Annotated in this window: 17 protein-coding genes and 1 pseudogene; 12 read left to right on the top strand and 6 right to left on the bottom strand. The window is 47.4% G+C overall.

Features of this window, described 5'->3' with window-relative positions; translation table 11 throughout:
* Window positions 1–186: 186 nt before the first annotated feature.
* From eno to RQM65_RS04415, 8 genes and pseudogenes are all read left to right on the top strand, one after another.
* Window positions 187–1,476, top strand: coding sequence for a phosphopyruvate hydratase (gene eno, locus RQM65_RS04450; protein ID WP_314013047.1), 1,290 nt, complete (start codon window positions 187–189; stop codon window positions 1,474–1,476).
* A gap of 122 nt (window positions 1,477–1,598) precedes the next feature.
* A complete protein-coding gene (locus RQM65_RS04445; protein WP_314013046.1) occupies window positions 1,599–3,134 on the top strand; it encodes a glycogen synthase in 1,536 nt (511 codons plus the stop codon).
* 125 nt (window positions 3,135–3,259) lie between these two features.
* Window positions 3,260–4,546: a citrate synthase gene (locus tag RQM65_RS04440; RefSeq protein ID WP_314013045.1), complete on the top strand. Its 1,287-nt coding sequence runs from the start codon at window positions 3,260–3,262 to the stop codon at window positions 4,544–4,546.
* A gap of 299 nt (window positions 4,547–4,845) precedes the next feature.
* A complete protein-coding gene (locus RQM65_RS04435) occupies window positions 4,846–5,784 on the top strand; it encodes a dimethylarginine dimethylaminohydrolase family protein (protein WP_314013044.1) in 939 nt (312 codons plus the stop codon).
* Window positions 5,785–5,913: 129 nt separating this feature from the next.
* The gene (gene ctlX / locus RQM65_RS04430; protein WP_314013043.1) at window positions 5,914–6,843 is read left to right on the top strand and encodes a citrulline utilization hydrolase CtlX; all 930 of its coding nucleotides are present in this window, start codon (window positions 5,914–5,916) and stop codon (window positions 6,841–6,843) included.
* A gap of 432 nt (window positions 6,844–7,275) precedes the next feature.
* Window positions 7,276–7,437, top strand: coding sequence for a DUF1328 family protein (locus RQM65_RS04425; RefSeq protein ID WP_314013042.1), 162 nt, complete (start codon window positions 7,276–7,278; stop codon window positions 7,435–7,437).
* A complete protein-coding gene (locus tag RQM65_RS04420) occupies window positions 7,434–8,846 on the top strand; it encodes a nicotinate phosphoribosyltransferase (protein ID WP_314013040.1) in 1,413 nt (470 codons plus the stop codon). The genes RQM65_RS04425 and RQM65_RS04420 overlap by 4 nt, the downstream gene beginning before the upstream one ends.
* A gap of 66 nt (window positions 8,847–8,912) precedes the next feature.
* A pseudogene (locus RQM65_RS04415) lies at window positions 8,913–10,109 on the top strand (IS256 family transposase); the annotation flags it as partial.
* Window positions 10,110–10,632: 523 nt separating this feature from the next.
* On the opposite strand, the gene RQM65_RS04410 reads toward RQM65_RS04415, so the two are convergent.
* The 3 genes from RQM65_RS04410 to RQM65_RS04400 form a co-directional block, all read right to left on the bottom strand.
* The gene (locus tag RQM65_RS04410; RefSeq protein WP_314013038.1) at window positions 10,633–12,141 is read right to left on the bottom strand and encodes a BCCT family transporter; all 1,509 of its coding nucleotides are present in this window, start codon (window positions 12,139–12,141) and stop codon (window positions 10,633–10,635) included.
* Window positions 12,142–12,404: 263 nt separating this feature from the next.
* Entirely contained in the window at window positions 12,405–13,829 is a 1,425-nt protein-coding gene (locus RQM65_RS04405) for an SDR family oxidoreductase (RefSeq protein ID WP_314013036.1), read from the bottom strand.
* 58 nt (window positions 13,830–13,887) lie between these two features.
* On the bottom strand, window positions 13,888–14,313 hold the full coding sequence (locus tag RQM65_RS04400) for a hypothetical protein (protein WP_314013034.1): 426 nt from the start codon (window positions 14,311–14,313) through the stop codon (window positions 13,888–13,890).
* A gap of 128 nt (window positions 14,314–14,441) precedes the next feature.
* On the opposite strand from RQM65_RS04400, the gene argS reads away from it, so the two are divergent.
* Window positions 14,442–16,274 (top strand): arginine--tRNA ligase, encoded by a 1,833-nt coding sequence (argS, locus tag RQM65_RS04395; RefSeq protein WP_314013032.1) that lies wholly within the window; start codon window positions 14,442–14,444, stop codon window positions 16,272–16,274.
* A gap of 89 nt (window positions 16,275–16,363) precedes the next feature.
* Here the strand turns inward: argS and RQM65_RS04390 are convergent, their stop codons facing one another.
* The 3 genes from RQM65_RS04390 to RQM65_RS04380 form a co-directional block, all read right to left on the bottom strand.
* Window positions 16,364–18,886 carry a TonB-dependent receptor gene (locus tag RQM65_RS04390; RefSeq protein WP_314013030.1) on the bottom strand — a complete coding sequence of 841 codons (2,523 nt, stop codon included), beginning with the start codon at window positions 18,884–18,886 and terminating at the stop codon, window positions 16,364–16,366.
* Entirely contained in the window at window positions 18,867–19,781 is a 915-nt protein-coding gene (locus RQM65_RS04385; protein ID WP_314013028.1) for a FecR family protein, read from the bottom strand. The genes RQM65_RS04390 and RQM65_RS04385 overlap by 20 nt, the downstream gene beginning before the upstream one ends.
* Before the next feature lie 158 nt (window positions 19,782–19,939).
* Window positions 19,940–20,452: an RNA polymerase sigma factor gene (locus RQM65_RS04380; RefSeq protein WP_314013026.1), complete on the bottom strand. Its 513-nt coding sequence runs from the start codon at window positions 20,450–20,452 to the stop codon at window positions 19,940–19,942.
* 281 nt (window positions 20,453–20,733) lie between these two features.
* On the opposite strand from RQM65_RS04380, the gene RQM65_RS04375 reads away from it, so the two are divergent.
* From RQM65_RS04375 to folD, 3 genes are all read left to right on the top strand, one after another.
* Window positions 20,734–22,197 carry a hypothetical protein gene (locus tag RQM65_RS04375; protein WP_314013025.1) on the top strand — a complete coding sequence of 488 codons (1,464 nt, stop codon included), beginning with the start codon at window positions 20,734–20,736 and terminating at the stop codon, window positions 22,195–22,197.
* Between the two features lie 60 nt (window positions 22,198–22,257).
* Entirely contained in the window at window positions 22,258–23,586 is a 1,329-nt protein-coding gene (gene ffh, locus RQM65_RS04370; protein ID WP_314013024.1) for a signal recognition particle protein, read from the top strand.
* A 310-nt stretch (window positions 23,587–23,896) separates the two neighbouring features.
* Window positions 23,897–24,781 (top strand): bifunctional methylenetetrahydrofolate dehydrogenase/methenyltetrahydrofolate cyclohydrolase FolD, encoded by an 885-nt coding sequence (gene folD / locus RQM65_RS04365; RefSeq protein WP_314016783.1) that lies wholly within the window; start codon window positions 23,897–23,899, stop codon window positions 24,779–24,781.
* Window positions 24,782–25,071: the final 290 nt, after the last annotated feature.

Here is a 25,071-nt window from a genome sequence, read left to right as displayed (position 1 = left end):
GCATCCAAGTTCTTCCCATCATTTTCCAACCAGTGAGTCTTTCTTAACGGCTGGCAAAGGGGTTGAGATTGCCTCATAATTTGCTGGAGAACCTTTGTTGTAATTTAAAGGAATTCCCCCAAGGAGATAAGCCCTCCGTTTCGTATATTTGAACCTGTTGAAAATCAATCTAAAACAAGCACTATAATGAGTATTATCCTAAGCGTACACGCACGACAAATTTTTGATTCCAGGGGAAACCCCGCTGTTGAAGTAGATGTAATTACCGAGAACGGAATTATGGGAAGGGCCGCCGTACCCTCGGGCGCTTCTACCGGCGAACATGAGGCGGTGGAACTGCGCGACGGGGGGGATGCTTATATGGGCAAGGGGGTAGGTAAAGCCGTTGAAAACGTCAATACCCTAATTGCAGAAGAAATATTGGGTATGTCGGTGTTCGAACAGAACCTTCTCGATCAGACGATGATCGACCTCGATGGCACTTCCAACAAATCGAAACTGGGGGCCAATGCAATTTTGGGCGTATCCCTGGCCGCTGCCAAAGCCGCCGCGAACGAATTGGGCATGTCACTCTACCGCTATATTGGGGGGGTGAGTGCAAATACGCTTCCTGTACCTATGATGAACATCATCAATGGGGGATCGCATTCCGATGCTCCGATCGCTTTCCAGGAGTTTATGGTAATGCCCGTAAAGGCGAAAAGCTTTTCGCATGCCATGCAGATGGGCTCGGAGATATTCCACCACCTCAAAAAGGTATTGCACGATAGAAACTTGAGCACCGCGGTAGGCGACGAGGGAGGATTTGCGCCCGAGCTCGACGGTACCGAAGATGCCCTTGATACCATCGGTAAGGCGGTAGGCAATGCCGGCTATAAGCTCGGCGATGATGTAATGATCGCTTTGGACTGTGCGGCTGCGGAATTCTATGTCGACGGAAAGTATGATTATACTAAATTCGAGGGAGAAAATGGAGCGGTTCGGACTTCTGAAGAACAGGCACAATACTTGGCCGAACTATGCGAAAAGTATCCCATCATTTCCATTGAAGATGGAATGGATGAAGACGATTGGGACGGTTGGAAGGCACTGACGGATAAGGTTGGTGATAAAGTACAGATTGTGGGTGACGACCTGTTCGTCACCAATGTCGAGCGATTGACCAAAGGTATCAAGAACGGTATCGCCAATTCAATTTTGATCAAGGTCAACCAAATCGGTACGCTCACCGAAACTATTGCTGCCGTGAACATGGCGAAAAATGCGGGATACACCTCGGTCATGTCGCACCGTTCCGGAGAAACGGAAGATAACACGATAGCCGATCTGGCGGTCGCTCTTAATACGGGACAGATCAAGACCGGTTCGGCTTCCCGTTCCGACAGAATGGCCAAATACAATCAGCTGTTGCGCATCGAAGAAGAATTAGGTGACGTCGCCTTCTATCCAAAAGAGGATGCGTTTAATCTAAAATAAAACCTTCCTATCTCCGAATTCTAGAAACCTTTCGAAATCCGGAAGGTTTTTTTTTGAAAAACCACTACGTTTATTTAACTTAATACGATATATTGTAAACATTCCTAATTAACCGATAACGCATGAACAATTTCCTTTTTGTAGCTGCCGAAAACGATGGTATCCATAATTGTAAAGCGGGGGGCATGGGCGATGTGGTTCGCGATGTGCCGCGAGAGATATCGAAGCGTGGTGACAAGGTGCACGTGGTCGTACCCTCCTATTCCAGATTGCACGAATTCGGCACCCTGGTGACCAACTTGAGTTTTTCGTTGAGGGGAACTACCTACAATGCGGAACTATACAAGGTTACACCGAAGAAGGAATTTGAAAACATCACCCATTATGTTATCCATCATCCTGAAATTACGGAAGGAGGTATCGCACATATCTACCACGATGACCCTACAGAACCTTTCTTCAACGATTTTATCAAGTTTATGGTATTCAACACGGCCGTGGCCGAAGCTATAAAGGTAGGGGCTTTCGGTGATCTCGATATCGTGCATATGCACGACTGGCATGCCGCCGCCTTGCTGTTTATCAAGAAATACCATCCCAAGTATCAAGACCTTAAAAAGATGCGCTACGTTTACAGCATCCACAATTTGGCGATTCAGGGAATCCGACCTTTTTACGACAACTACGCTTCCGTTCACCACTGGTTTCCGGAAGTGCCTCTCGACATCGAAGCCCTTCAAGACCCCCAATATCCCGACTGCATCAACCTGATGGGCGTGGGCATCCGGTTGGCGGATGCGGTACATACCGTTTCGGCATCCTATAAGGAAGATGTGATGAAGCCCAGTGCCCGACCTGAGTTCGTCGGGGGTGAAAGCTTGGAGCAAGATTTGCAAAAAGCGAACGATGAGGGAAGGTTGCACGGTATACTCAACGCATCGAACTACAGTAATATCAGGGAGGCGGAAACCGGACTTCTCTACCGAAACACGGTCAAGGCGCTTTTTCGATGGCTGCAGGACGAGTCCAAAAAATACAAGGCAGATTTTCTGGCGCATACCGGTGAAAAGATTATGGAATTCGTTACCGATCGACCGAAGTTCATCGTTTCGAGTGTGGCGCGGTTGACCGAACAGAAATTCTACTTTATGATGCGCTCGCCCGAACATTTTGAAAGGATGCTGGAGCGCCTGAAACAGGTCGATGGTATATTTATGCTTTTGGGTACGGGCGATCCCGATTATGAAGAACTTTTCCGTAGTCTAAGCTATAAGCACAAAAACTTTATTTTTACGAACGGTCAGTCCGAAGATCTCATCGACTCGATGTATCTCGAAACGGATCTTTATTTTATGCCCAGCCTGTTCGAACCCTGTGGAATCAGTCAAATGTTGGCCATGAGAAATGGTAATCCATGTCTGGTACACCATACAGGGGGACTCAAGGATACCGTAGAACACATGAAAACCGGCTTCGCCTTTGACGGCGATACTTTCGATGCCAAACTCGAGAATATGGTTAAAAGTTTCGACGAAGCTCTTAACGTATGGGAGAACGATAGGCCCAAATGGAAGAGAATACAGGCAGCCGCGAAAAAAAAGCGGTTTACTTGGGAGAAATCCCTTGATGAGTACTACGATAAACTGTATATTCTTTAGTAGTCTTTCCAACTTTTATCACACGTAAAGAAGGCTTGTTAAAACTAGTCTAAATGGGAAGTCCGTATTGTTAAACCCTACTGTTTTGCTTAAATTTACAATCACCCTTTAAATCAATTGTGTACATGTCAGATAAAGCTACTTTAAAATATAAAGGCCAAGATTATGAATTTCCGATCGTCAAAGGTTCAGAAAATGAATTCGCCGTCGACATCAAGAAATTACGCGCTACCACTGGTGGCCTGATTACCTTAGATCCCGGATATAAGAATACCGGTTCTTGCGAAAGTGCCATCACGTTCCTCAACGGGGAAAAAGGGGTTTTGAGATATCGGGGCTATTCCATAGAGGAACTGGCCGAAAAAGCCTATTTCTTGGAGGTCGCTTACTTGCTAATTTTTGGCGAATTACCGGATAAAGAGCAATTGGCTAAATTCCATAAAGATATTACCGATGAGTCCCACGTCGATGAGGAAATGAAAAAGATTCTGGACGGTTTCCCAAAATCCGCGCACCCGATGGGGGTGCTTTCCTCCTTGACCAGTGCCTTGATTGCTTTTAATCCCTCGACGGTCGATGTGTCGTCGGAAGAGGAAATGTACCATGCTATTGTTCGTATTTTAGCAAAGTTTCCGGTTTTGGTCGCGTGGACCTTGCGGAAGAAAAAGGGGCTTCCCCTAGATTATGGTGATGATGACCTGGGGTACGTAGAGAATATCCATAAGATGATGTTCAAAAAGCCCAGTAAAAACTACGAAAGGAACGAGGTCGTTATAGAAGGTTTACGCAAGCTGTTAATACTACACGCCGACCATGAACAAAATTGTTCGACTTCTACGGTACGGATCGTAGGGTCTTCGCACGCCGGGCTTTTTGCCTCGCTTTCCGCTGGGATCTCCGCACTTTGGGGGCCACTGCACGGCGGTGCGAACCAAGCGGTACTGGAAATGTTGGAGGCCATTGAAAGAGATGGTGGGGACACGAAAAAATATATGGCCAAGGCCAAGGATAAAGACGACCCGTTCCGCTTAATGGGCTTCGGGCACCGGGTGTACAAGAACTTCGACCCACGCGCCAAAATCATTAAAAAGGCGGCCGATGATATATTGGATGACCTAGGTATCGAAGACCCGATATTGGACATTGCAAAAGGCTTGGAAAAAGAGGCTTTGGAAGACGATTATTTCGTTGATCGAAAGCTTTATCCGAACGTGGATTTCTATTCAGGAATTATCTATAGGGCACTCGGGATACCGACCGAAATGTTCACCGTAATGTTCGCGCTGGGCCGTTTGCCCGGATGGATCGCCAATTGGCGTGAAATGCGACTTCGAGGTGAACCGATAGGGCGTCCTAGACAGGTCTATATCGGACCGACGCAAAGGTCTTATGTCGAAGTGGAAAATAGATAGTACTGCGGTATCGAAGACCCATCGAGACCTGTTCCGAGCAAGGCCGGAGCAGGTCTTTTTATAAGATGTTTATCCGTTTCAGAACCTGAAGCCGACGTAGGACTGTTAGACTTGGGACAAATGACTAAAAAATCTTGAAAACACGGCCTACTCTCTGGAAAACCGATAGTCTTATCCTAAAGTCTTATGCCGTCCGTGACGTTTAGGTAGTTATGCGGTCAAGGATTTTTGTAATTTGACCTGGGTAAATCGCTATAGTATTCCCTTGCCTACCTATCTTTGCCAAAACCATGAATACGATGCTCAATCTTCACATCAATGACGAAATCTCCCCATTAGAGGCGGTGTTGTTAGGTACGGCCGAAAGTCCCGGTCCCGTGCCCGATCCGGAGGAGGCCTACGATCCCAAATCTCTTGAGCATATTTTAGCGGGTACGTACCCAAAAGAATCCGATATGACCCGCGAAATGAAGGCCTTTGCACATGTCTTCGAGAAGTATGAGGTAAAGGTTTACCGTCCTGAAGTTTTGGAGGATTGCAACCAGATATTTTCTCGGGATATTGCGTTTGTCATCGAAAATAAATTGATAAAGGCCAATATTTTACCGGAAAGGGAGAAAGAGGTGGAAGCCATCTTGCATGTTTTGGATGAGATTGAACCCGAGCATATTCTCACCCCGCCGGAGGAGGTCCACATAGAAGGGGGCGACGTTATGCCGTGGCACGGTTATATCTTTATGGGTACGTACACGGCCGATGACTATTCCGAATACATCACGGCACGTACCAACGAAGCTGCCGTGGATTATATCGCGCAACAGTTTCCAAAGAAAACCGTAAAATCGTTCGAGCTGAGAAAGTCGAATACCGATGCCCTACAGAATGCCCTCCATCTCGATTGCTGTTTCCAACCTTTGGGCAAAGGAAAGGCGATTTTGCATAAGAACGGATTTCTAGTTGAAGAAGAGTACCGATGGTTGCTGGATTTTTTCGGGAAGGAAAACGTTTTCGAAATTACCCAAGAGGAAATGTACCGCATGTTCAGTAACGTTTTTTCCATCTCGCCGGAAGTAGTGGTCTCGGAACGGAACTTTACCCGTTTGAACGATTGGCTGCGAGGGCAGGGGTTTACCGTGGAGGAGATCCCCTATGCCGAAATCGCCAAGCAAGAGGGCCTATTGCGCTGCAGTACCCTGCCATTGATCAGAACGAAGCCAAAATCCAATAGCCGGAGGTGAAAGCTATAGGTTCCAAAAAGCCATGAATCAAATTTCAATTTTGGTTTTGCTTAAAATCGGACCCAAAAGGTGGAAATCTCAAAGCTCGAGCCCCTAAAATTCGTAAGTTTTACAGCATAAATTGATCCAATGCAAAGCACTAATTCCATCCTCATGATTCGTCCGGTCAGTTTTCGAATGAACGAACAGACCGCAGTAAACAATTATTTTCAGGAGGATATCGATCTCAAAAACTCCGCTATAAATATTCGGGCCCAAGAGGAGTTTGATGCGTTCGTAGGCGTTTTGAAGACTAGGGGCGTACACGTAATTACCGTAGACGATACAAAGGAACCCGACACCCCAGATTCCATTTTCCCCAACAACTGGATTTCCTTTCACGAGGATGGCACGGTAGGGGTCTACCCCATGTTTGCGAAAAATCGGCGTAACGAAAGACGGGAAGATATTTTTGATATTTTGGAGAAAGACGGGTTCGTTATCAAGGATATCATGGACTACACCGCCGCCGAGATGGAAGGCTTATTTCTGGAAGCTACCGGCAGCATGGCCCTGGACCGCGTTAATAGAAAAGCCTACTGTGCCCTATCCGATAGGGCCGACGAAGAACTCTTCATCGAATTTTGTGAAGATTTTGAATACTCTCCCGTAATTTTCACCGCGAACCAATCCGTTGATGGAAGGCGGATGCCAATCTATCACACCAACGTGATGATGTGTGTGGCCGATACGTTCGCCGTCGTCTGTCTTGATGCTATCGATGATAAAAAAGAAAGAAAGAACGTTGTCGACCATTTAAAACAAGATGCTAAAGATATTATCGCTATTACCGAACAGCAGATGCACAGTTTTGCGGGTAATATGTTGCAGGTTCTTGGCGAGAATAACGAACCAATCCTGATAATGAGTTCACAGGCCTACCACAGTCTGGACCTCAACCAGATTGCATCCATCGAAAAAAATTGTGATATAATACACAGTTCTTTGGAAACTATCGAAACCTGTGGGGGCGGGAGTGCCCGCTGTATGATGGCAGAAGTATTCTTGCCTAGGAAATGAGGCCGAAAGGGCCAGAATCCGATTCCAATAAAACCCCGCATCCAAATTCTATCCCGGTAGGTATCGGTTTCAAATTCAAGCGCAAAGCTAGAAGTAGCTATCGCGTAGCTTTGATGATTTTACACTAAAAAAATGACCCTAGAACTTTGGGAGGCTGATATGCAATGCCTTAAACACTTTCAAGGCTTTGGTGGTTTACCTTGCAAGACGAAACTATAAGGGTAGGGCGATCCGGAACAGAACTAAACCGAACGGTTCTAGGCGATTCTAGACGGGACGAGGATTAAGCCTCTTTTTTCGGAATGGGATACAAATCGGTTCGATAATGCCATTTAAAATGGTGTAAACCATATAGCTTTAACACTCCTTACGAACCGAGTTGGGCTTGAGGCAGCTATCTTGTCCGAAGTCCAGCGCTAAAACCACTTACTTATGTTACGATGGATGATTATTTTCATTATTATTGCCATTATTGCCGGAATTTTCGGGTTTGGAGGAATCTCTGAAGCCGCAGCCGGTATCGCAAAAATCATTTTCTTTATTTTTATCGTACTTGCGATTTTGGCGTTCTTGCTATTTAAAAAGATTTTTTGAAAACGATATCGGGCCTATATACAGATCACTATCAACTATCAATGGCCGAAGGCTATTTTTTGGCGGAGAGAAAAACCGATCGGGTCACCTTCGATTATTTTTTCCGAAGAAATCCTTTTGGTTCGGGTTTTACCGTATTTGCGGGACTGCAAGTGCTTTTCGATATGATCGAAGAGTTCAGGTACGATTCCGATGCAATCGATTTTCTACATCAAAGGGGCTTTCAGGATGAGTTTCTTGACTTTCTGAAAAATTTTAATTTTCAGGGTAGTATTTATGCCCCGCGAGAAGGTGAGGTGGTCTTTCCAACGGAGCCCATTCTAAGCGTGGAGGGGAATATCATCGAGGCCCAGTTATTGGAAACGCTCTTATTGAATACACTAAACTATCAATCCCTTATCGCCACCAAGGCGAACCGATTGCGACAATCTGCCGGAAATCGTTCGGTGGTGGAATTTGGAATGCGAAGGGCGCAGGGTTGGGCCGCCTTACATGGAAGTAGGGCTGCTGTGGCCGGGGGGGCGGACAGTACCTCTAACGTGCAAAGTGCCTATACGTATGGCCTGGATTCTTCCGGTACGCAGGCGCATTCGTGGGTGCAGAGCTTCGGCGATGAGCTAACGGCTTTTAGGACCTTTGCCGAAAAGCGTCCCAAAAACTGTGTGCTGCTGGTGGATACCTACCATACGCTAAATAGCGGTGTGCCGAATGCCATTACCGTTGCCAAGGAAATGCAGCAAAGAGGGGAGCAGCTCTTGGGTATTCGACTTGATAGTGGAGACCTTGCCTATCTTTCCAAGAAAGCTAGAACTATGTTGGATGAAGCCGGTCTGCATAAGGTGAAAATCGTGGCATCGAACCAGCTGGACGAATATTTGATAAAAAGTCTTATTCAGCAAGGAGCCAAAATCGATATTTTCGGGGTGGGCACTAACCTGATTACGGGAAGGGACGATGGAGCCCTGGATGGAGTTTATAAATTAAGCGCCGTGAACGGTAAGCCCACGATAAAGCTGTCTGAAGACGTGGCCAAATTGACCCTCCCGGGGCGAAAGCAAGTTGTACGATATTATAATGGGAACGACGAATTCTTTGCCGACGGAGTATTGCTTGCGGAGGAAAATTCTAATGGCGTTAAGACGATATTCCATCCCGAATATCCGGATAAGAAATCTCAAGTCGAGGGACTTAAAAAAGAAATTCTTACATCAAAGGTATTTGAATGCGGTAAGGCGCTTGTGGAGAAAAAAAACATCCAGGAAATTTCGGAGTATCGAAGTCACAGGGTTTCTCATCTGGCCGATGAATACAAACGTTTTGAATATCCGCACATTTACAAGGTAGGATTGAGCGATAATCTTACCCAACTGCGACAGGACCTGTCGTCGGAAATCCGCGGAAGACAATAACGAAGAGAGTGTAAACTGAACTCTGTCTGAAATAAATTTAATCATTAATTTTATTCAGACAGAATCATGAGAAAAGGAGAACAAACGGAATTCGAGAAAAAGGTACTTGACCAGTTCATGTCGGGCAAGAACCTTTTCGGCAAGGGCGGCGCGTTCGCCCCCATGCTGAAGAACGTCATCGAGAAAGCGCTCGAAGCGGAGATGGAAGGCCATCTCGGCGAGGCCCAGCGTAACGTTGGGAACAAACGCAACGGCAAGGGCAAAAAGACCATCAAGAGCGGCTACGGCACCTTCGATATCGAAACGCCCCAGGACAGGCAGAGCAGTTTCGAGCCGGAACTGGTAAAAAAGCGACAGACCATCCTGGCGGACAACCTGTCCGATAAGATCATCGGGCTTTATGGCCTGGGCATGAGCTATCGCGACATCTCCTCGCATATAAAGGAAATGTACGACACCGATATCTCGCACACCGTGCTGAGCCAGATAACCGACAGGATCATACCCGACGTCAAGGCATGGCAGAACCGCCCCTTGGAACCGCTCTATTGTATAGTATGGCTCGATGCCATGCACTACAAGGTGAAGGTGGACGGGAAGATAGCCCACAAGGCACTTTATAACATCTTGGGCATCAACAAGGAAGGCCGAAAGGAAATATTGGGCATGTACATCTCCGAGAGCGAAGGGGCCAACTTTTGGCTGCAGGTGCTTACCGACCTGAACAACCGCGGCCTGAAGGATATCCTGATCGCCTGTACGGACAACCTCCGGGGATTTACCGATGCGATATTGGGCGTATTCCCCAAAGCGCAGGTACAGCTCTGCATCGTGCACCAGATAAGGAACTCGCTCAAATATATCGCCTCCAAGGACCAAAAGGAATTTATGCGCGACCTGAAACTTGTGTACCGGGCGTCGAGCAAAGAGGTCGCGGAAGACGAACTCCTGAACCTCGAAGTGAAATGGGGAAGCAAATATCCCGTGGTCATCGAGAGCTGGCAACGCAACTGGGAACAGCTATCGCAGTATTTCCAGTATACCGAACCTATAAGGAAGATCATCTATACCACAAATGCGGTGGAAGGCTTCCACCGACAGGTCCGAAAGGTGACCAAGACCAAGGGCGCGTTCACGAACGACATGGCCCTTATGAAACTGATATACCTGGCCACAAAGAACATTGAAAAGAAGTGGACCAGCCCATTGCATAATTGGAGCCTGACCGTTCAACAACTTTATATTAAATTTGGGGACCGAATACAGTTCGACCTGAGAACAGGGCCCAAAGAGAACGCCGCTGCCGCGGGGGCGCATTCCAAAACCCGTCGGATAAAAGATCCGACATGTTTTGAAATGGATGAAAAGTGAACCGGACAGAGTTTAAATTACACACCCATAACGAATCAGAAATGTTCTTGGATTGGGATTGGCCTTCGATCTAAGTTTTTCCAGGGAGTACCAACTCAGCATTGAGATGGAACTGTAAATTTTTCATCCTACTTCGGTCGGCCTCATCGGTCTTCCATCCCCCATCTCCAATCACCGCATTTCAGTTTTCTAGTCATCGGTCTTCCGTATTTCATCTCCGGTTTCCAGCCTACGCGTTTCTTGAATCCATTAATTTAACCAATCACTCTACTTGATGTTTATCAGTAAGTTACATTTTTATAAATCTATAAACCTATAAACTGTTCATTTTTTTTGGGCACAAAGTTCGCATATACGGGCCAAGGGCCGGGTAAAGGGCCTTAGCTCTTGACACTTGATTCAAAGCTCCTACCTCCTAACTCCAGGTCTTTCCCACCATTTCCTTTAAAAACAATCCCGCCATTGCGATGCTAAAAAACGCGAACGGCAGTGAGGTGATAATCAATAATTTCTGCACTGCGGTGAGCACGTCAATTTCGGGTTTGGCATTTCCCAAAAGAACGAGGGCCATTGTCGCCAACAGTATAAAGACCGACCATATCAGCCGATATCTTCTTCGAGGTTCTTTCTTCCCTTTGTCCGTAAACATGCTCAGCACGAAAACGGCGGAATCTAGGGACGTCACTAAAAATCCGATGAGTAAGCAAATGGTTATCGTATTCAAAAATGTGGCCATCGGGTAGTGGCTAAAAAAGACGAAAAGCGATGAAAACACATTTCCGAATTCATCGTTATAACTCCCCGTAGCCTCGATGAGTTGAAAGGCCGAGGTGCCGAACACCGAGAACCAGAAAAAGCTACCCAACGAAGGCAATATCAAAACCCCCAATAATAGCTGGCGTAAGGTTCTTCCCTTCGATATTCTTGCGATAAAAATACCGGTAAAAGGTGCCCAGGCCAACCAAAATGCCCAATAATAAAATGTCCAATCGGTAAGGAATTCCATCCCGGGATTATAGCTTCCATAGGCAAGGCTCATGGGGACGAAATCGATGAGATAGTTCCAGGTTGCCGTTGCGAAGGAACCAAAAATAGCACCTACGTCACTGCTAAAAAATATAAAGAACAGCAATAGAAAGGTAACTACAAGGTTGATCTTTGAAATAATCTTGATTCCCTTCTCCACCCCCTGCCAGGCGGAATAGAAGGCGATGGCCGAGACCAAGGTCGCCAATGAAAGTGTAGTGGCCAAGCCAAAACCGCCCTCAAAAACATGGTTCAGGCCTCCGTTGATCTGGGTAACGCCGAGTCCCAAGGCCGCAATCAGTCCGAATACCGTAGTGATAATGGTGGTGATATCTATCCCTTTTCTAGCTAGGGGGCTTGAAATACTATCCTCGATGGTGGCGCTGACCCGCACCTTCTTTTTACGGACGAAAAGGGCGTATCCCATGACCATGGCAAATAATCCGTAAAAGGCCCAAGCGGTGAGTCCCCACTGGTAGAACGTAAATTCCAAGGCGAGAACTTCGGGCTCGAGGTTCGATGCGTAGGGCGGATGTTGTTGCATAAAGACGGGTTCCTGAACGGCGCGCAGGAGAATTCCGGCCCCCATCCCGGCACTGTAGAGCATCGCGGTCCAGGCCCAGAGCGAATGTTCGGGTCTTTCGTGTTTTTTTCCGAGTTTGATTTTGCCCAGGGGCGAAAAGGCAATCCCAAAAAGCAAAAGTACACAGCCAAGCCCAAGATAGAGATAAAAGTATCCGAAGTAGTTGCGCACCCAAATGGAAGCATCCTCAATAGCATTATAGCTGGCTTCCGTCGCGATGAAAACGATGGCCGAACAAACGAAGATCACCGCGATTGAGATGCTGAGCAAGGGATTTTTTATGAGAGACTTAATGGTGGTCGATACTTTTTTCAAGTTTTGAGATTATTTTATCGGTTCTGCCACAAATTTTGTGGGCAAACCCCGTCAAGAATTGTAAAGACTCGCAGATGGACAAAAGATGGAAAGAGCAAGGCAGAAAGACGAATAAAACTTTTCTAAAAATCCTAGAAGGCTGGTCTATTTCAAAAAATACTCCTTGGTCCTCAGCAATCTTTATTCTTTCCTTTTATCTTTTTGTCAAATAAAATGTCCTATCCATTTGAAACGCTCATAAAATTCCCGTTTAGCCAACGTTCTTATCCCTTCGAAATCCCCCGGATCATTCCCGCGAAGATAAAATAATGAAAGGGCACGATGCTATACCAGTACAGACGCCCTTTTAGTCCCTTGGGCCGAAACGTGGCCGTTTGGTGGAGCACATTGTCCTTATCGATCTTAAATTCCAGCCAGGCTTCCCCGGGCAGTTTCATTTCAGCGAAAAGCAACAGACGTTTGGCCTCTTTATCGGCCAACAGCACCCTCCAAAAATCGAGGGCATCCCCCGCGTATATTTTGTTGGGATGGGTACGTCCGCGGCGCAGGCCGACCCCGCCGGAGAGCTTGTCCATTAGCCCGCGAATTTTCCATAGCCAATCGCCATAGTACCATCCGGTGCTGCCCCCGATTTTCCAGATATTTTTGAGTACTTGCTCGGGATCATCGACCTTCATTTGTTTTATATCCCTCAACACCCCGAATTTTGGCACTTGAATATATTTCTCAAGGTCTTTTTTAAAGCGGCCGCTGACCATACTGTCCTTCCAGCTACTGACCACCAGGTTTTGTTCGATTTTTTTAAAGGCCATATCGATGGCTTCCCGATAGGTGTGCGGTTCGATTCCCAAAATGTTTTGCAGTCGGGTGTCTTTCGCGATGACCTCCACCTTCATGCTATCCACTAGGTTCAGGGCCAGTTTGTAGGAGGTCGAGGTCACGAAATAAAGCCAGTAGCTCGACAATTTAGGGGTCATTACGGGAACGGTGAAGATCCAGTTCTTAAAGCCGCGCTGGTCGGCATATTGCTGTAGCATCTCTTTGTACGTGAGTACATCCGGCCCGGCGATGTCAAAGGAATCGTCATAGGTTTCTTCATGACCGAGCACTCCGGTCAGGAAAGTCATGATATCGCGGATAGCAATGGGCTGTGTCTTGGTCAATACCCATTTCGGGGTAATCATGAGAGGCAGTTTTTCGCAGAGATCACGGATAATTTCGAACGATGAACTTCCCGATCCTACGATGATTCCCGCGCGCAGAACGGTGAGGTGAAACGGCCCTTCCGATAATATTTTTTCAACATTCTTTCGCGACCATAAATGTTTTGAGAGGTTCTGGTCGTTTACGATACCGCTGAGGTAAACGACCTGAGCGACCGTAGTTTCCTTGAGATACAGAATGAAATTTTCGGCCGTTTTCGATTCCATTTCTACAAAGGCCTGGGTCGATGAGCTCATGGAATGGATTAAAAAATAGGCGACATCAATATCTTTGGGAATCTTATCGGGGTCCACTTCCTGTAGAAAATCGATTTCCAAAATCGCGATTTGGGAGCGCATGTCATCATCGATCGCAAATCTTTCTTTGTCGCGCACCGTACAAATCACCTCGTGACCCATATCGACCAGCTGGGGCAGCAGCCGCATCCCGATGTAGCCGTTGGCACCTGTAAGAAGTATTTTCATAGTTTTTCAAATTTTTCTTGTTGTTCTCGTCCGGCGAAGGTCAAAAGAGAGAGATTTTTCATAAATCCTCGATAGAGGTGGGCGCGTTGTCCGCTTTATAATCCAATAACTTCCGGAAAAATTTCTGTACCGCTTTAGTATCCGCCCGTACCTTGATAAAATGGTGGTCTCGGTAGATGGAGTAGATGGCCAGATCACCTTTATAGATTGAGAGTTTATAAAATGGAATAACAAGGGCGTAGGTTTCTAAGCGGGAGCGAAATCGCACCACGACCCCTTTAGGGCGGAGTTCGACATTGCATTGGTCCCGATTATTGTCCAGTATCAGTAGATTTCGGATTTCGATACTGGTTTCGGTAATGAACAGCTGCGGCGATCCGATACCGCCAATAGCCCACCTTTCCTTGAGGGTGAAAGGCTTGCCGACCTCCGCGTCGATTTTTCGCGTAACTTTCCGGTCATTATAGGATACATTGACGAGCATAGCATTTTTTTATAAAGTTAACGGTAACGGACCAGTACTAAAAACCGATTCGTTAAAAAAATGAAATTGATTACTTTTGCATCCCTTTAGCGCTTCAAAAAATATCAGGTCAATAGGTTTTACGAACGATGACATTAGAAACGATTCTTACCCCAAAAGTAAAGGAGGCCGTCGCGGCCCATTTCTCCGTTGATTTGCCAGTAGTCGAATTTCAGCCCACCCGAAAAGATTTTGAGGGAGATATCACCGTAATGGTCTTTCCGATGCTTCGGTATGTTAAGGGGAATCCTGCAGCGATCGGGGAGCAGATCGGCGCGTATTTGGAAAAAGAGGTCAAAATCGTCTCAGGGTTCAACGTCGTTAAGGGTTTTCTCAACGTGGTAATCGGCGACGCCTATTACCTCGATTTTTTTAATGGGATAAAAAAAGATGCCGATTTCGGACGAGCTTCCGATGTAGGGGAGGACGCTATGATGGTGGAATACTCCTCCCCGAATACCAATAAGCCTTTGCATTTGGGGCATATCCGAAATGTTCTTTTGGGATATTCCGTTGCCGAGATCTTAAAAGCATCCGGTAAGAAGACCTATAAGACGCAGATCATCAACGATCGGGGCATCCATATCTGTAAGAGTATGTTGGCCTGGCAGCGTTTTGGAAACGGAGAGTCCCCCGAAAGCACGGGGTTGAAGGGCGATCAATTGGTCGGAAAGTATTATGTAGCCTTCGATAAGGCCTATAAGAAACAGATAGCCCAGAAAATTGCCGGGGGAGTCGACCCGAAAGCAGCCGAAAAGGAAGCCCCGATTCTATTGGATGCCCAAGAGATGCTTCAGAAATGGGAGGCAGGGGACAAAGAGGTGGTCGCATTATGGGAAACCATGAACGGCTGGGTGTATGAAGGTTTTGAGGAGACCTATAACAATCTCGGGGTCGATTTCGATACCCTTTATTACGAAAGTGACACCTATCTCTTGGGCAAGGACGTGGTCGAGGAAGGCCTTCAAAAAGGTGTTTTCTACCGCAAGGACGATGGTAGCGTTTGGATCGATCTCACCGATGAGGGGCTGGACGAAAAAATTGTGCTCCGTGCCGACGGCACGGCGGTGTATATGACCCAAGATATCGGCACGGCCATCCAACGAATCAAAGACTACCCCGATGTCGGGGGTATGGTCTATACGGTCGGGAACGAACAGGATTACCATTTTAAAGTGCTCTTTCTCATCCTGAAAAAGTTGGGATACAAATGGGCCGAGAATCTGTACCATCTTAGCTACGGCATGGTCGATCTTCCCAGCGGAAAAATGAAGAGTAGGGAAGGTACCGTCGTCGATGCCGACGATCTGATGGATGATATGACCCGGACCGCTGCCGAAATTTCGGAAGAATTGGGGAAATTGGAAGGCTATTCCGAAAGCGAAAAACAGGATTTGTACAAAATGATCGGCTTGGGCGCCCTGAAATATTACATCCTAAAGGTCGATCCCAGAAAACGGATTTTATTCAATCCCGAAGAGTCGGTGGACTTCCAGGGAAATACCGGCCCCTTCATTCAATACACCTATGCGCGTATCCAGTCTATCTTGCGAAAAGCCGAGGAGCTTGACGTGACCGGGTCGGGAGCCGATTCGAACGATGATGTCGGACGGCCAGACGGTGCCAGAAAGCTAGGGGAGTCCTCTCAGGCACTTCATTCCAAAGAAAAGGAACTGATCAAGCAGCTACAGCTTTTTCCTGATACCGTAGCATCGGCAGCAGAAAATTTGAGTCCCGCCTTACTTGCCAACTATACCTACGACCTGGTCAAGGAATTCAATTCGTTCTACCAACAAGTATCCATTTTGGGCGAAGAAGATGAAGGGAAGAAAGTGTTCCGTGTCGAACTTTCCAAGAAAGTCGGGGAGGTAATCCGCTCTGCTTTCAAACTGCTGGGCATCGAAGTCCCCGAGAGGATGTGACCCTCGGCATGCCACTGTAGGTTTGCGTAGCGTACAAAAGAGCTCATCGCGTGAAGCCCTCTTGAAAAAGGGAGCAGAGGAACTTGGTTTCAAAACCGCGCCCGAAAGCTGACATTCGGCGTGAACCCCAACGAAACGTTCTCGATTCTTTCGATGGCGTCTTGTTCGTCGAGTCGATAGTAGGCGTTGAGAATATTCTTGCGGTCGGTGAAATTCAGTACAGAAACCCCAGCCGAGGCTTTTACGGCGTGACCAAGTTCGAAATTGTAGATGACCGACGCATCGGCCCTAAGGTATTCAGGGAGCCGGTCGGTATTGGGAGATCGATAATTGATTCGAAACGGAAAAAAGCTGGTGTCGATCGGATCCTCGGCCTGGGGCTCGGTTACCGGTTTTCCGGAATGGTAGTTCAGGCCGATACCGAACTTGATATTTTCCAAAGTATAAGTCCCCGCCAACGAGCCGGTATGTCGAATATCAAGGTTGTTCGGAAATTCGGGGGGCACGATATCGGTAAAATAATAGGTGTTCAGGTTGTAGCCGTAGCTGGCCCAAATACTGTAAGCATCCGTCTTCTTGTTGATTAATAATTCCAAGCCTTTCACGTCGTATTTTCCTACTTCACCATTGAACTGGTTCTGGTTCTGAAAACCTTGGGTGCTGATGCTGATGCCATCGACATCCTTGTAAAATCCCTCCAGCCCGACGTACATGTTCCGATGGTCGTAGTTGATGCCCACCGCCGCCTGCCGGCTTTTCGTGACGGGCAGGTCATCCCCATTGGAAACGATCCAGCGTCGCTTTTCGATGCCCAGAAAGTTTTGTTCGAGGTCGATAATCTGATTGGTGGCCTGACTTTTGAACTCCCCCAACACTTCAAATTTCAGCTCCCGGGTAAGCGCATAGTTCAGACTAATGCGCGGTTCGATCAGAAATTCCTCAAAAGAATCGGGATTCTCCAATCGGTTGAGGCGTACACCGCCCCTTGCGAAGAGCTTTTGGTCGTCAGATCGGTACGTAATCTCGGAAAAAAGGGCCTGACTGCGGATAACATCGCGAACATTGCTCTGAAACGGCGGCTGGGTGACATCGGTGGCATTGGTGATGCCGGTTTCGCTATATTGGTACCCGTTCAGCCAATCGAAACGCTCGCTTACTTGGTAATCGATATTCAGTTTTAAGGCGGTCTCCACTACCTCATTGTTCTGAAATAGGGTCTGTTTTTCGTTCGAGGAGGTGTTTCGGGCGTCAAGATCGTAACGGGTATGGTACACGTTCAAAAAGGTGGAAAACTTTTTGTTCCAAGTGCTTCGAAGGCTTCCCCCGAACGAAAGGTTGGTCTGGTCAAGGTCGCTGCGGGTGCGCTTTCCGGTATCCATTTCCTCTTCCGAATAATCCAACAGGTTGTTGACACTGATGAAATTGAGGCGAAGCTGTTGGTTTTTGTCGATATCATAGAGCAGCTTGCCCGTAAAGTCATAAAAATAGAAATTGCCGTCACGGTTTACTTGACTGTCTTCGAACACCCGGGTAAAGAACTTTTGGTAGGTAGGGGTGTTTAGGATATCGGTAAGGGAACGTCGCGCGGAAACCTGTAGGGCGAGTTTGTCGGATACAGGAAGGTGGCCGTAGACATCACCGCCGATAAGGTTGACGCCTGCACCCCCGAAAAATTGATCGGCGATGGTATCTTTAGTCCGTATATCGATGATGCCGCTGACCCCGTCGCCGTATTCCGCCCTGGTGCCGTTCTTGGTCAAGATGACCTTGTCGGTCAAATAGGGATTAAAGGCGGATATCAATCCGAAGAAATGACCGGATTGGTACATTTTAATGCCGTTCCACAGCATAAGATTTTGATCGTTTGTACCCCCACGGATGTTGATGTTCGAAACGGTTTCATCGACACTTTCGATGCCGGGCAAGGCCTGCACGGTCTGTAGAACATCGGGCTCGATCAATCCGGGAAGGATGCCGAACTCTTCGCTGTTCATTTCTATACTGCCATCCAGTTGTTTAACGAGGCCCTTGGTAAGAAACTCATAGACGACCACCTCTTCGAGTTGCTGATAATATTGCGCCAAAAGCAGGGTGGTACACGGCGCTCTTCCCGCCAAATCCGCGGCATCGACAAACAGGGTCTTATATCCGATATGTTTGATACGCAGTTTGGCGGAGCGCGGCACGTTGCTAATGGAAAAGTAACCTTCCATATCAGTGATTATAGCGGTTTTTGTCCCTAAAATCTCGATAGTGGCGCCGGTTACTGTATTCTGTTCGAAATTATCCAAAACTATTCCGCAGATATCGAGGGCAGCACTTCGGGTTATCGTGTAGTAGCGCTCGTTCAGTTTTTGGATCTGCAATTGGGCCTGGCGCTGGATATCCCCTAAAATATCCTTTAGATTCTCCTTTTGCGGAGGGATGACGCTGAGTTCGCGAATATCGTCGTCGGCATAGGAAAATTTGATCTCGAATTCGCGTTCCAATTCCTGAAGGAAGGAAATTAAAGGGATGCTGGCCCTATGGTCTTGGGCATCGACATTTTTTGAAAGTAGAAAAAGGACAAAGCAGAGTAGGGTGAGGGAAGATTTACGGAGTGTTTTCGCCATAGAAGAGCACTTTGTCGCCCTCAAATTTAAACTTTATTTGCGAAGGGGCGCTAATACTTCTTAGGGCAAGATCGGAATCGGAGTTGCTGAAAGTTCCGGTAAACAATTGTTCCAAATCGATGTTCTGGGTTTCGACGGCAATATCGTGCTGCCGTTCAAACTCAGCGAGCACGTATTTCAGGGGGACACTTTTGAACGAACTTTCATCGTTCATCCAGGAGGGCCGGGATTCATCTGAGCCGACTGTTTCAACGATGCTCCCGTCTATCGCCACAAAAGAGGAACCGGCGGACAATTCGGTTTCCCTTTTTTCAAAAGTGACCTTGACCAGACCTTCGAAGCAGGAAACCTCAAAATAGCCGTCCCTGTTTTCTACGTTGAACTGGGTTCCTAACACCGCCACCTTGCCCGAATGGGTGTCCACGGTAAAGCGTTTGCCTTTGGCCACCTTGAAAAAAGCTTCGCCCTTGAGATCCACATTCCTGTTTTCCTCCCAATTGTTTTTCTTATAGGATATCTTCGTATCCGCATTCAAAATGACCTGCGAACGATCGGGAAGGCTGATTTCCTTACTTTCGGCATAGGAAGTGGAAATAGTTTCGTTGGAAGTAGAATTTAGATAGAAGTAAGCTCCGATCATGAGAACCGCTGCCGCTGCTGCCACCCGTAAAAATTTTTTGAACGGACGGAGCGATAGGACCCTGGGGTTTTCAAGCTTCTGCCTGTTCTTGAAGACTGCATAGGCCGCGTCGGCATCAAAATCAGGAGCCGTCATGGTAGCGGTAGCATCGGCAATACGCTGATAGGAAGCATATTCTTCGGAATTCTTGAATTCCGCAAGCTCAGCGTCCGTAAGGTCGCCGTCCAGCCATTTTGCCAAGTAGTTTTCTTGCATCGCTTGAGTCTTAGTATGTTAATAACAATCCATTGTGGAATAACCCTACCTAATTGGGGAAATTCCAAAATTTAAGAGCCACGCGCCAAATGCCTCTGGAAACTTCGGGATCAAGCCCACGACAGAATTTTGGGCAGCACATTTACTGATCCGTTACGTCAAATGCCATCAATCTTTTCCCGGAGCGATTTCAATGCCAGATGCATCCTCTTTTCTATGGCTTTGACGCTTACTTCCTCCATTTCGGCGATTTCGGCGTATTTTTTCCCATCAATCCTATGCAATAAAAAAGTGATGCGCTGGTTGTCCGGCAGCGCGTTCAGGGCATGGTCCAGCTTCTCCTTGAACTCGGCCTCTTCCATTAGAAATTCAGGGTCCTCGTGCACGGTCTTCAAACTCTTGTCCGCATATTTTAGACGTACTTTTTCCGCTTTTATAACGTTAAGGTATAAATTATTGGCAACGGTATAGACATATGATTTTGCTTTTTCGGGAGGCACCTTCGTACAATTTTCCCACAGCTTTACAAAGGCTTCCTGGACCGCATCATAAGCTTTCTCTTCGTTGCCGAATTTATAAAAGATATAGTTGAAGATGGTTTTGGAGTTGGCCTTGAATATTGTTCCGAAGACTTGCTCGTCGCAAACATTGCCTTTATCTTTACTTTTCAATGGGGGATTTTTTTCAAAGATATTTGAAAAATTCAAAACGGGCGTCCAAATTCTATTTCCGTGCCTCCGTTGTAGGAGCTGGGAGCCAACGATGGGGGAGCTGAGTCCGTAAAATCCAAATCTGCCCCCCGGGGATTGGGCACCGCTTGATTTATAGGTTGCGGAACGCTATCCCTTTCCGAAAGTAGGGTATTTTTGGTACCGGGTGTTCTAAAATCACGAAACACCCCTCAATATCTTGATCAATAGAGTATTCACGACGAATACAACCCGAAAACTATATGCATAAATTGTTAAATGCAGTGCTGAAAATCTTCCTGTCCGCGATGGCCATGGTTACTTTCGCCTGCCAAAGCGAGGAGCCGTTCGAAACGGATATCGATGCCGAACTTACGCTAGCGGCCGAATCTTCCGTAATGGAGATGATGAGGCGAACCACTTCCAAAGATGGCTCTTACGATAATATCGTCGACGGCGCCAGTTGCTTGAGCATCCAATTTCCCTATGCCGTTACCGTCAACGGTGTCGAAATATATCTCGAAACTATAGAGGATTTGGCGAGAATCGAGAAAATTCTCGACACGGCCGAGCAGTCTGACGGAACAGATGATGGAAATGAATGGGAAGCGGAGGACGGAGATGAAGTGGGGCAACATGACGAAAAGGGACAGCCGGCTATTGAGATAGCTTACCCCATTTTGGTAACCACGGCCGATTACACCGATATCGAAATCCATGACGCGGCCGAGCTCGATCATCAGGCCAGAATGTGTGCCGAAGGGGGTGGTGATACCGATATCGAGTGTGCCGATCTGAGGTATCCCATCGATCTTTTCACCTATAACCCTAGTTTTCAGCAGACCGGTAACCTCAGCGTGGCTGACGATAAGGAGTTTCGGCGGTTTTTAGCGGGACTGACAGATGACGACCTGATCAGCATGGATTTTCCCGTGGTTTTGGAACTATCCGATGGTAGTGAACTTTCGGTGAACACTAATAGCGAAATGGGCGAGGCCCTGAAGCGTGTGCTTGATAGCTGCGATGAAGATGATGACACCGACCATAACGATGATGATTTTACCAAGGCAAGCCTTGACAGTCTATTGGTTACTTGCCCTTGGATGGTAAAAAAATTGAAGAGGGCACATATAGCGGACGCTGAGAATTATCAGGATTACCTGCTGGTTTTTAATGCGGATGGAACGCTGATTTCCGATGATGGCCTTGGGCCGGTCAGCGAGGGGGAGTGGTCCGTTACCGTTTCCGATTACAGGGTTTTTCTGAACCTGCAATTGAAGGATGACGAGGCGTTCAATGCCTCCATGTACACCTACGACCTCGGGGATGGCTTTATAAAGATGGTGGGGGAAGAAAGTGACGAAGTTGTTTTGGAACAATCCTGTACCTACGGGGAACAGACCTGTAGCGACTTGTTCATTGAAGAAAACCTTCAATCCGGATGCCGCTGGTCGATTACCGATGGCAAAGGCGAATTTGTCCAGCATATGGAAATCGATTTTTCCCAGGAACATCTATTGGCCTATGATTCCGACCATGTCGTGGTGGACGAAGGGGAGTGGGACATCTCAGAAGCCATATTGACCTTCGATGATTTGAATGGGGTCCTCGCCCTGTATGGGGGCGATTGGAACGTGGTCGCCTGTAGTGAAGGGCGACTTAGGCTGCAGCGCGGCAATGAGGTACTTGTGCTGGTAAAGGTTTGTGATGCGCCGCCCCCGGAATAACTGCTTTTTTGTTACCGGCTTTATGCTTAAATTTGCCCCCACCCAAAATTAAAGGCACCTATGTTCGACAATTTAAGCGAAAAACTGGATAAGGCCCTCCACACGCTTCGTGGCCACGGGCAGATTACCGAAATCAACGTAGCGGAAACCACCAAGGAAGTCCGAAGGGCCCTGCTTGACGCCGACGTCAACTTTAAGATTGCCAAGGAGTTCACCAATCGGGTCAAGGAAAAGGCCTTGGGCCAAAACGTACTCACTACGCTTCAGCCCGGCCAATTGATGGTAAAAATCGTCAAGGACGAGCTGACCCAGCTCATGGGCGGCGAAACGGAGGGCATCGATCTTTCGGGGGCGCCATCGGTCATTCTAATGTCGGGTCTGCAAGGTTCGGGTAAGACCACATTCTCGGGAAAACTGGCGAACTTTCTCAAAACAAAAAAGTCTAAGAAGCCTTTGTTGGTGGCCTGTGATGTGTACCGTCCCGCGGCCATCGACCAATTGCATATCGTCGGGGATAAAATCGATGTCGAGGTATATTCCGACAAGGATAATAAAGACCCCGTGGCCATCGCGCAGGCGGGAATCGCAAAAGCCAAGGCCGAAGGCCATAACGTGGTGATCATCGATACCGCGGGCCGCTTGGCGGTCGATGAAAAAATGATGACCGAGATATCGAACATCCACACGGCCATCGAACCCCAGGAAACGCTTTTCGTGGTCGATGCCATGACAGGTCAAGATGCGGTGAATACGGCCAAGGCCTTTAACGACATTCTGAATTTTGACGGGGTCATCTTGACCAAGCTCGATGGCGATACTCGGGGCGGGGCGGCCATTTCCATTAAGTCCGTCGTCGATAAGCCGATCAAGTTCATTGGGACAGGAGAAAAAATGGAGGCCATCGATGTCTTTCATCCTACCCGGATGGCGGATCGTATTTTGGGGATGGGCGATGTGATTTCCTTGGTCGAGCGGGCCCAAGAACAGTTCGACGAAGAGGAAGCCCGAAAAATCCAAAAGAAAATTGCCAAGAACAAATTCGGGTTCGACGATTTCCTGTCCCAGATTCAGCAGATCAAAAAAATGGGGAACATGAAAGACCTGATGGGCATGATCCCCGGCGCAGGAAAAGCCTTAAAGGGCTTGGATATCGATGACGACGCCTTCAAACATATCGAGGCCATCATCCATTCCATGACCCCGGACGAGCGCTCGAACCCATCAAAACTGAACATCAGCCGAAAGAAACGTATCGCCAAAGGTAGTGGTCGCGATATGAAAGAGGTGAACCAGCTTATGAAACAGTTCGATCAAATGGGCAAAATGATGAAGATGATGCAAGGCGGCGGCGGGAAAAAGATGATGCAGATGATGCAGAACATGCAGTAAAGGGGTAGGCAATTGCAGTAGCAGTTTGGAATTTCTAACTGAACCACTCTCAGATGAGCTTTAAAGGGTTAGATCCGTATAAAAAAGGATTTTTACAACCCGGAAACTCAAGTTTGGTTGGATTTTGCCAAAGACTGCAATTATATTTTTCCAACGAAATTTATACCGATTATACAAAACGAGGTGAGGAAATACGCAGATTAATAAACTACATGATTACTAATCCTGGCAAATTTTGGAGTGAGAGAGTAGTACTGTGAACCGCCAACTTATACTGCCTACTGCAATTGCCACTGAATACTTATAAATGATGACCCTACTCGACGGAAAGAAAATTTCCAATGAAATCAAGGAAGAAATTGCTGCCGAAGTCGCCCAGATGAAGGATCGCGGTGAAAAAGTGCCACATCTTGCCGCCGTGCTGGTGGGCAACGACGGGGCCAGCCTGACCTATGTTGGCAGCAAGGTTAGATCCTGTAAAAAAATCGGTTTTGGATCTACCTTGATCCATCTCCCGGAAGAAACGACCGAAGATACGTTGCTGCAAAAAGTAAAAGAGCTTAACGAAGATGCCGAGATCGATGGGTACATCGTACAGCTTCCCCTGCCTCAGCACATCGACGAACAAAAGGTACTGATGGCGGTGGACCCGGATAAGGATGTCGATGGTTTCCACCCCGTCAATTTCGGAAAAATGGCCTTGGACATGGAGTCCTTTATTTCGGCCACGCCCTCTGGGATTATGGAATTGCTTCAGCGCTATGAAATCGATACCGAGGGCAAACATGCCGTTGTTATCGGCCGCAGCCATATCGTGGGCAGGCCGATGAGCATTCTGATGAGCCAAAAAAGGGAGGCGGCCAATTGTACGGTCACCCTCACCCACAGTCGTACAAAGAACATGAAAGAACTGACCCTGCAGGCCGATATCATAGTTTCCGCCTTGGGCGTTCCGCATTTCCTTAAAGCGGACATGGTCAAGGAAGGGGCAGTTATCATCGATGTCGGCATTACCCGTGTTCCCGACGCATCCAAAAAGCGAGGCTATTATTTGACCGGCGATGTCGATTTCGAGAACGTTGGCAAGAAAGCATCCTTCATCACTCCGGTGCCCGGTGGGGTCGGCCCGATGACGATAGCCATGTTGTTAAAAAATACCCTGTTGGCTCGGGAGCGACATAGAGCGAGACCTTAAGAGGGAACTCTGCATTTTCAAGTGACTCGTTCTTTATTAAAGGCTCTTTTGAAATCTGCCGATTATCTAATTATTTCCCTTTTTTGTGCCACGCGCCAGGTGGCCCCTATGACAATGGCCCAGGTCGTTGCCCTTTTTTTGTAAGGCCCATTAAAATTTTATACCGTAGCCACCCCTCCCGCCGGACGGGATAATTTGACTAAGAAGGGTATCAAAAAAAGGGACAGTAAAAATTTGGACCATAAATTTCGAACAGGTTCGAAGTCAAATAAAAAAATTCGAGAGAGACT

Source organism: Pricia mediterranea, assembly GCF_032248455.1.
GTDB classification, from domain to species: Bacteria; Bacteroidota; Bacteroidia; order Flavobacteriales; family Flavobacteriaceae; genus Pricia; species Pricia mediterranea.
The sequence above is the reverse complement of the archived record's forward strand: the minus strand, read 5'-3'. Positions and strand labels throughout refer to the sequence as shown.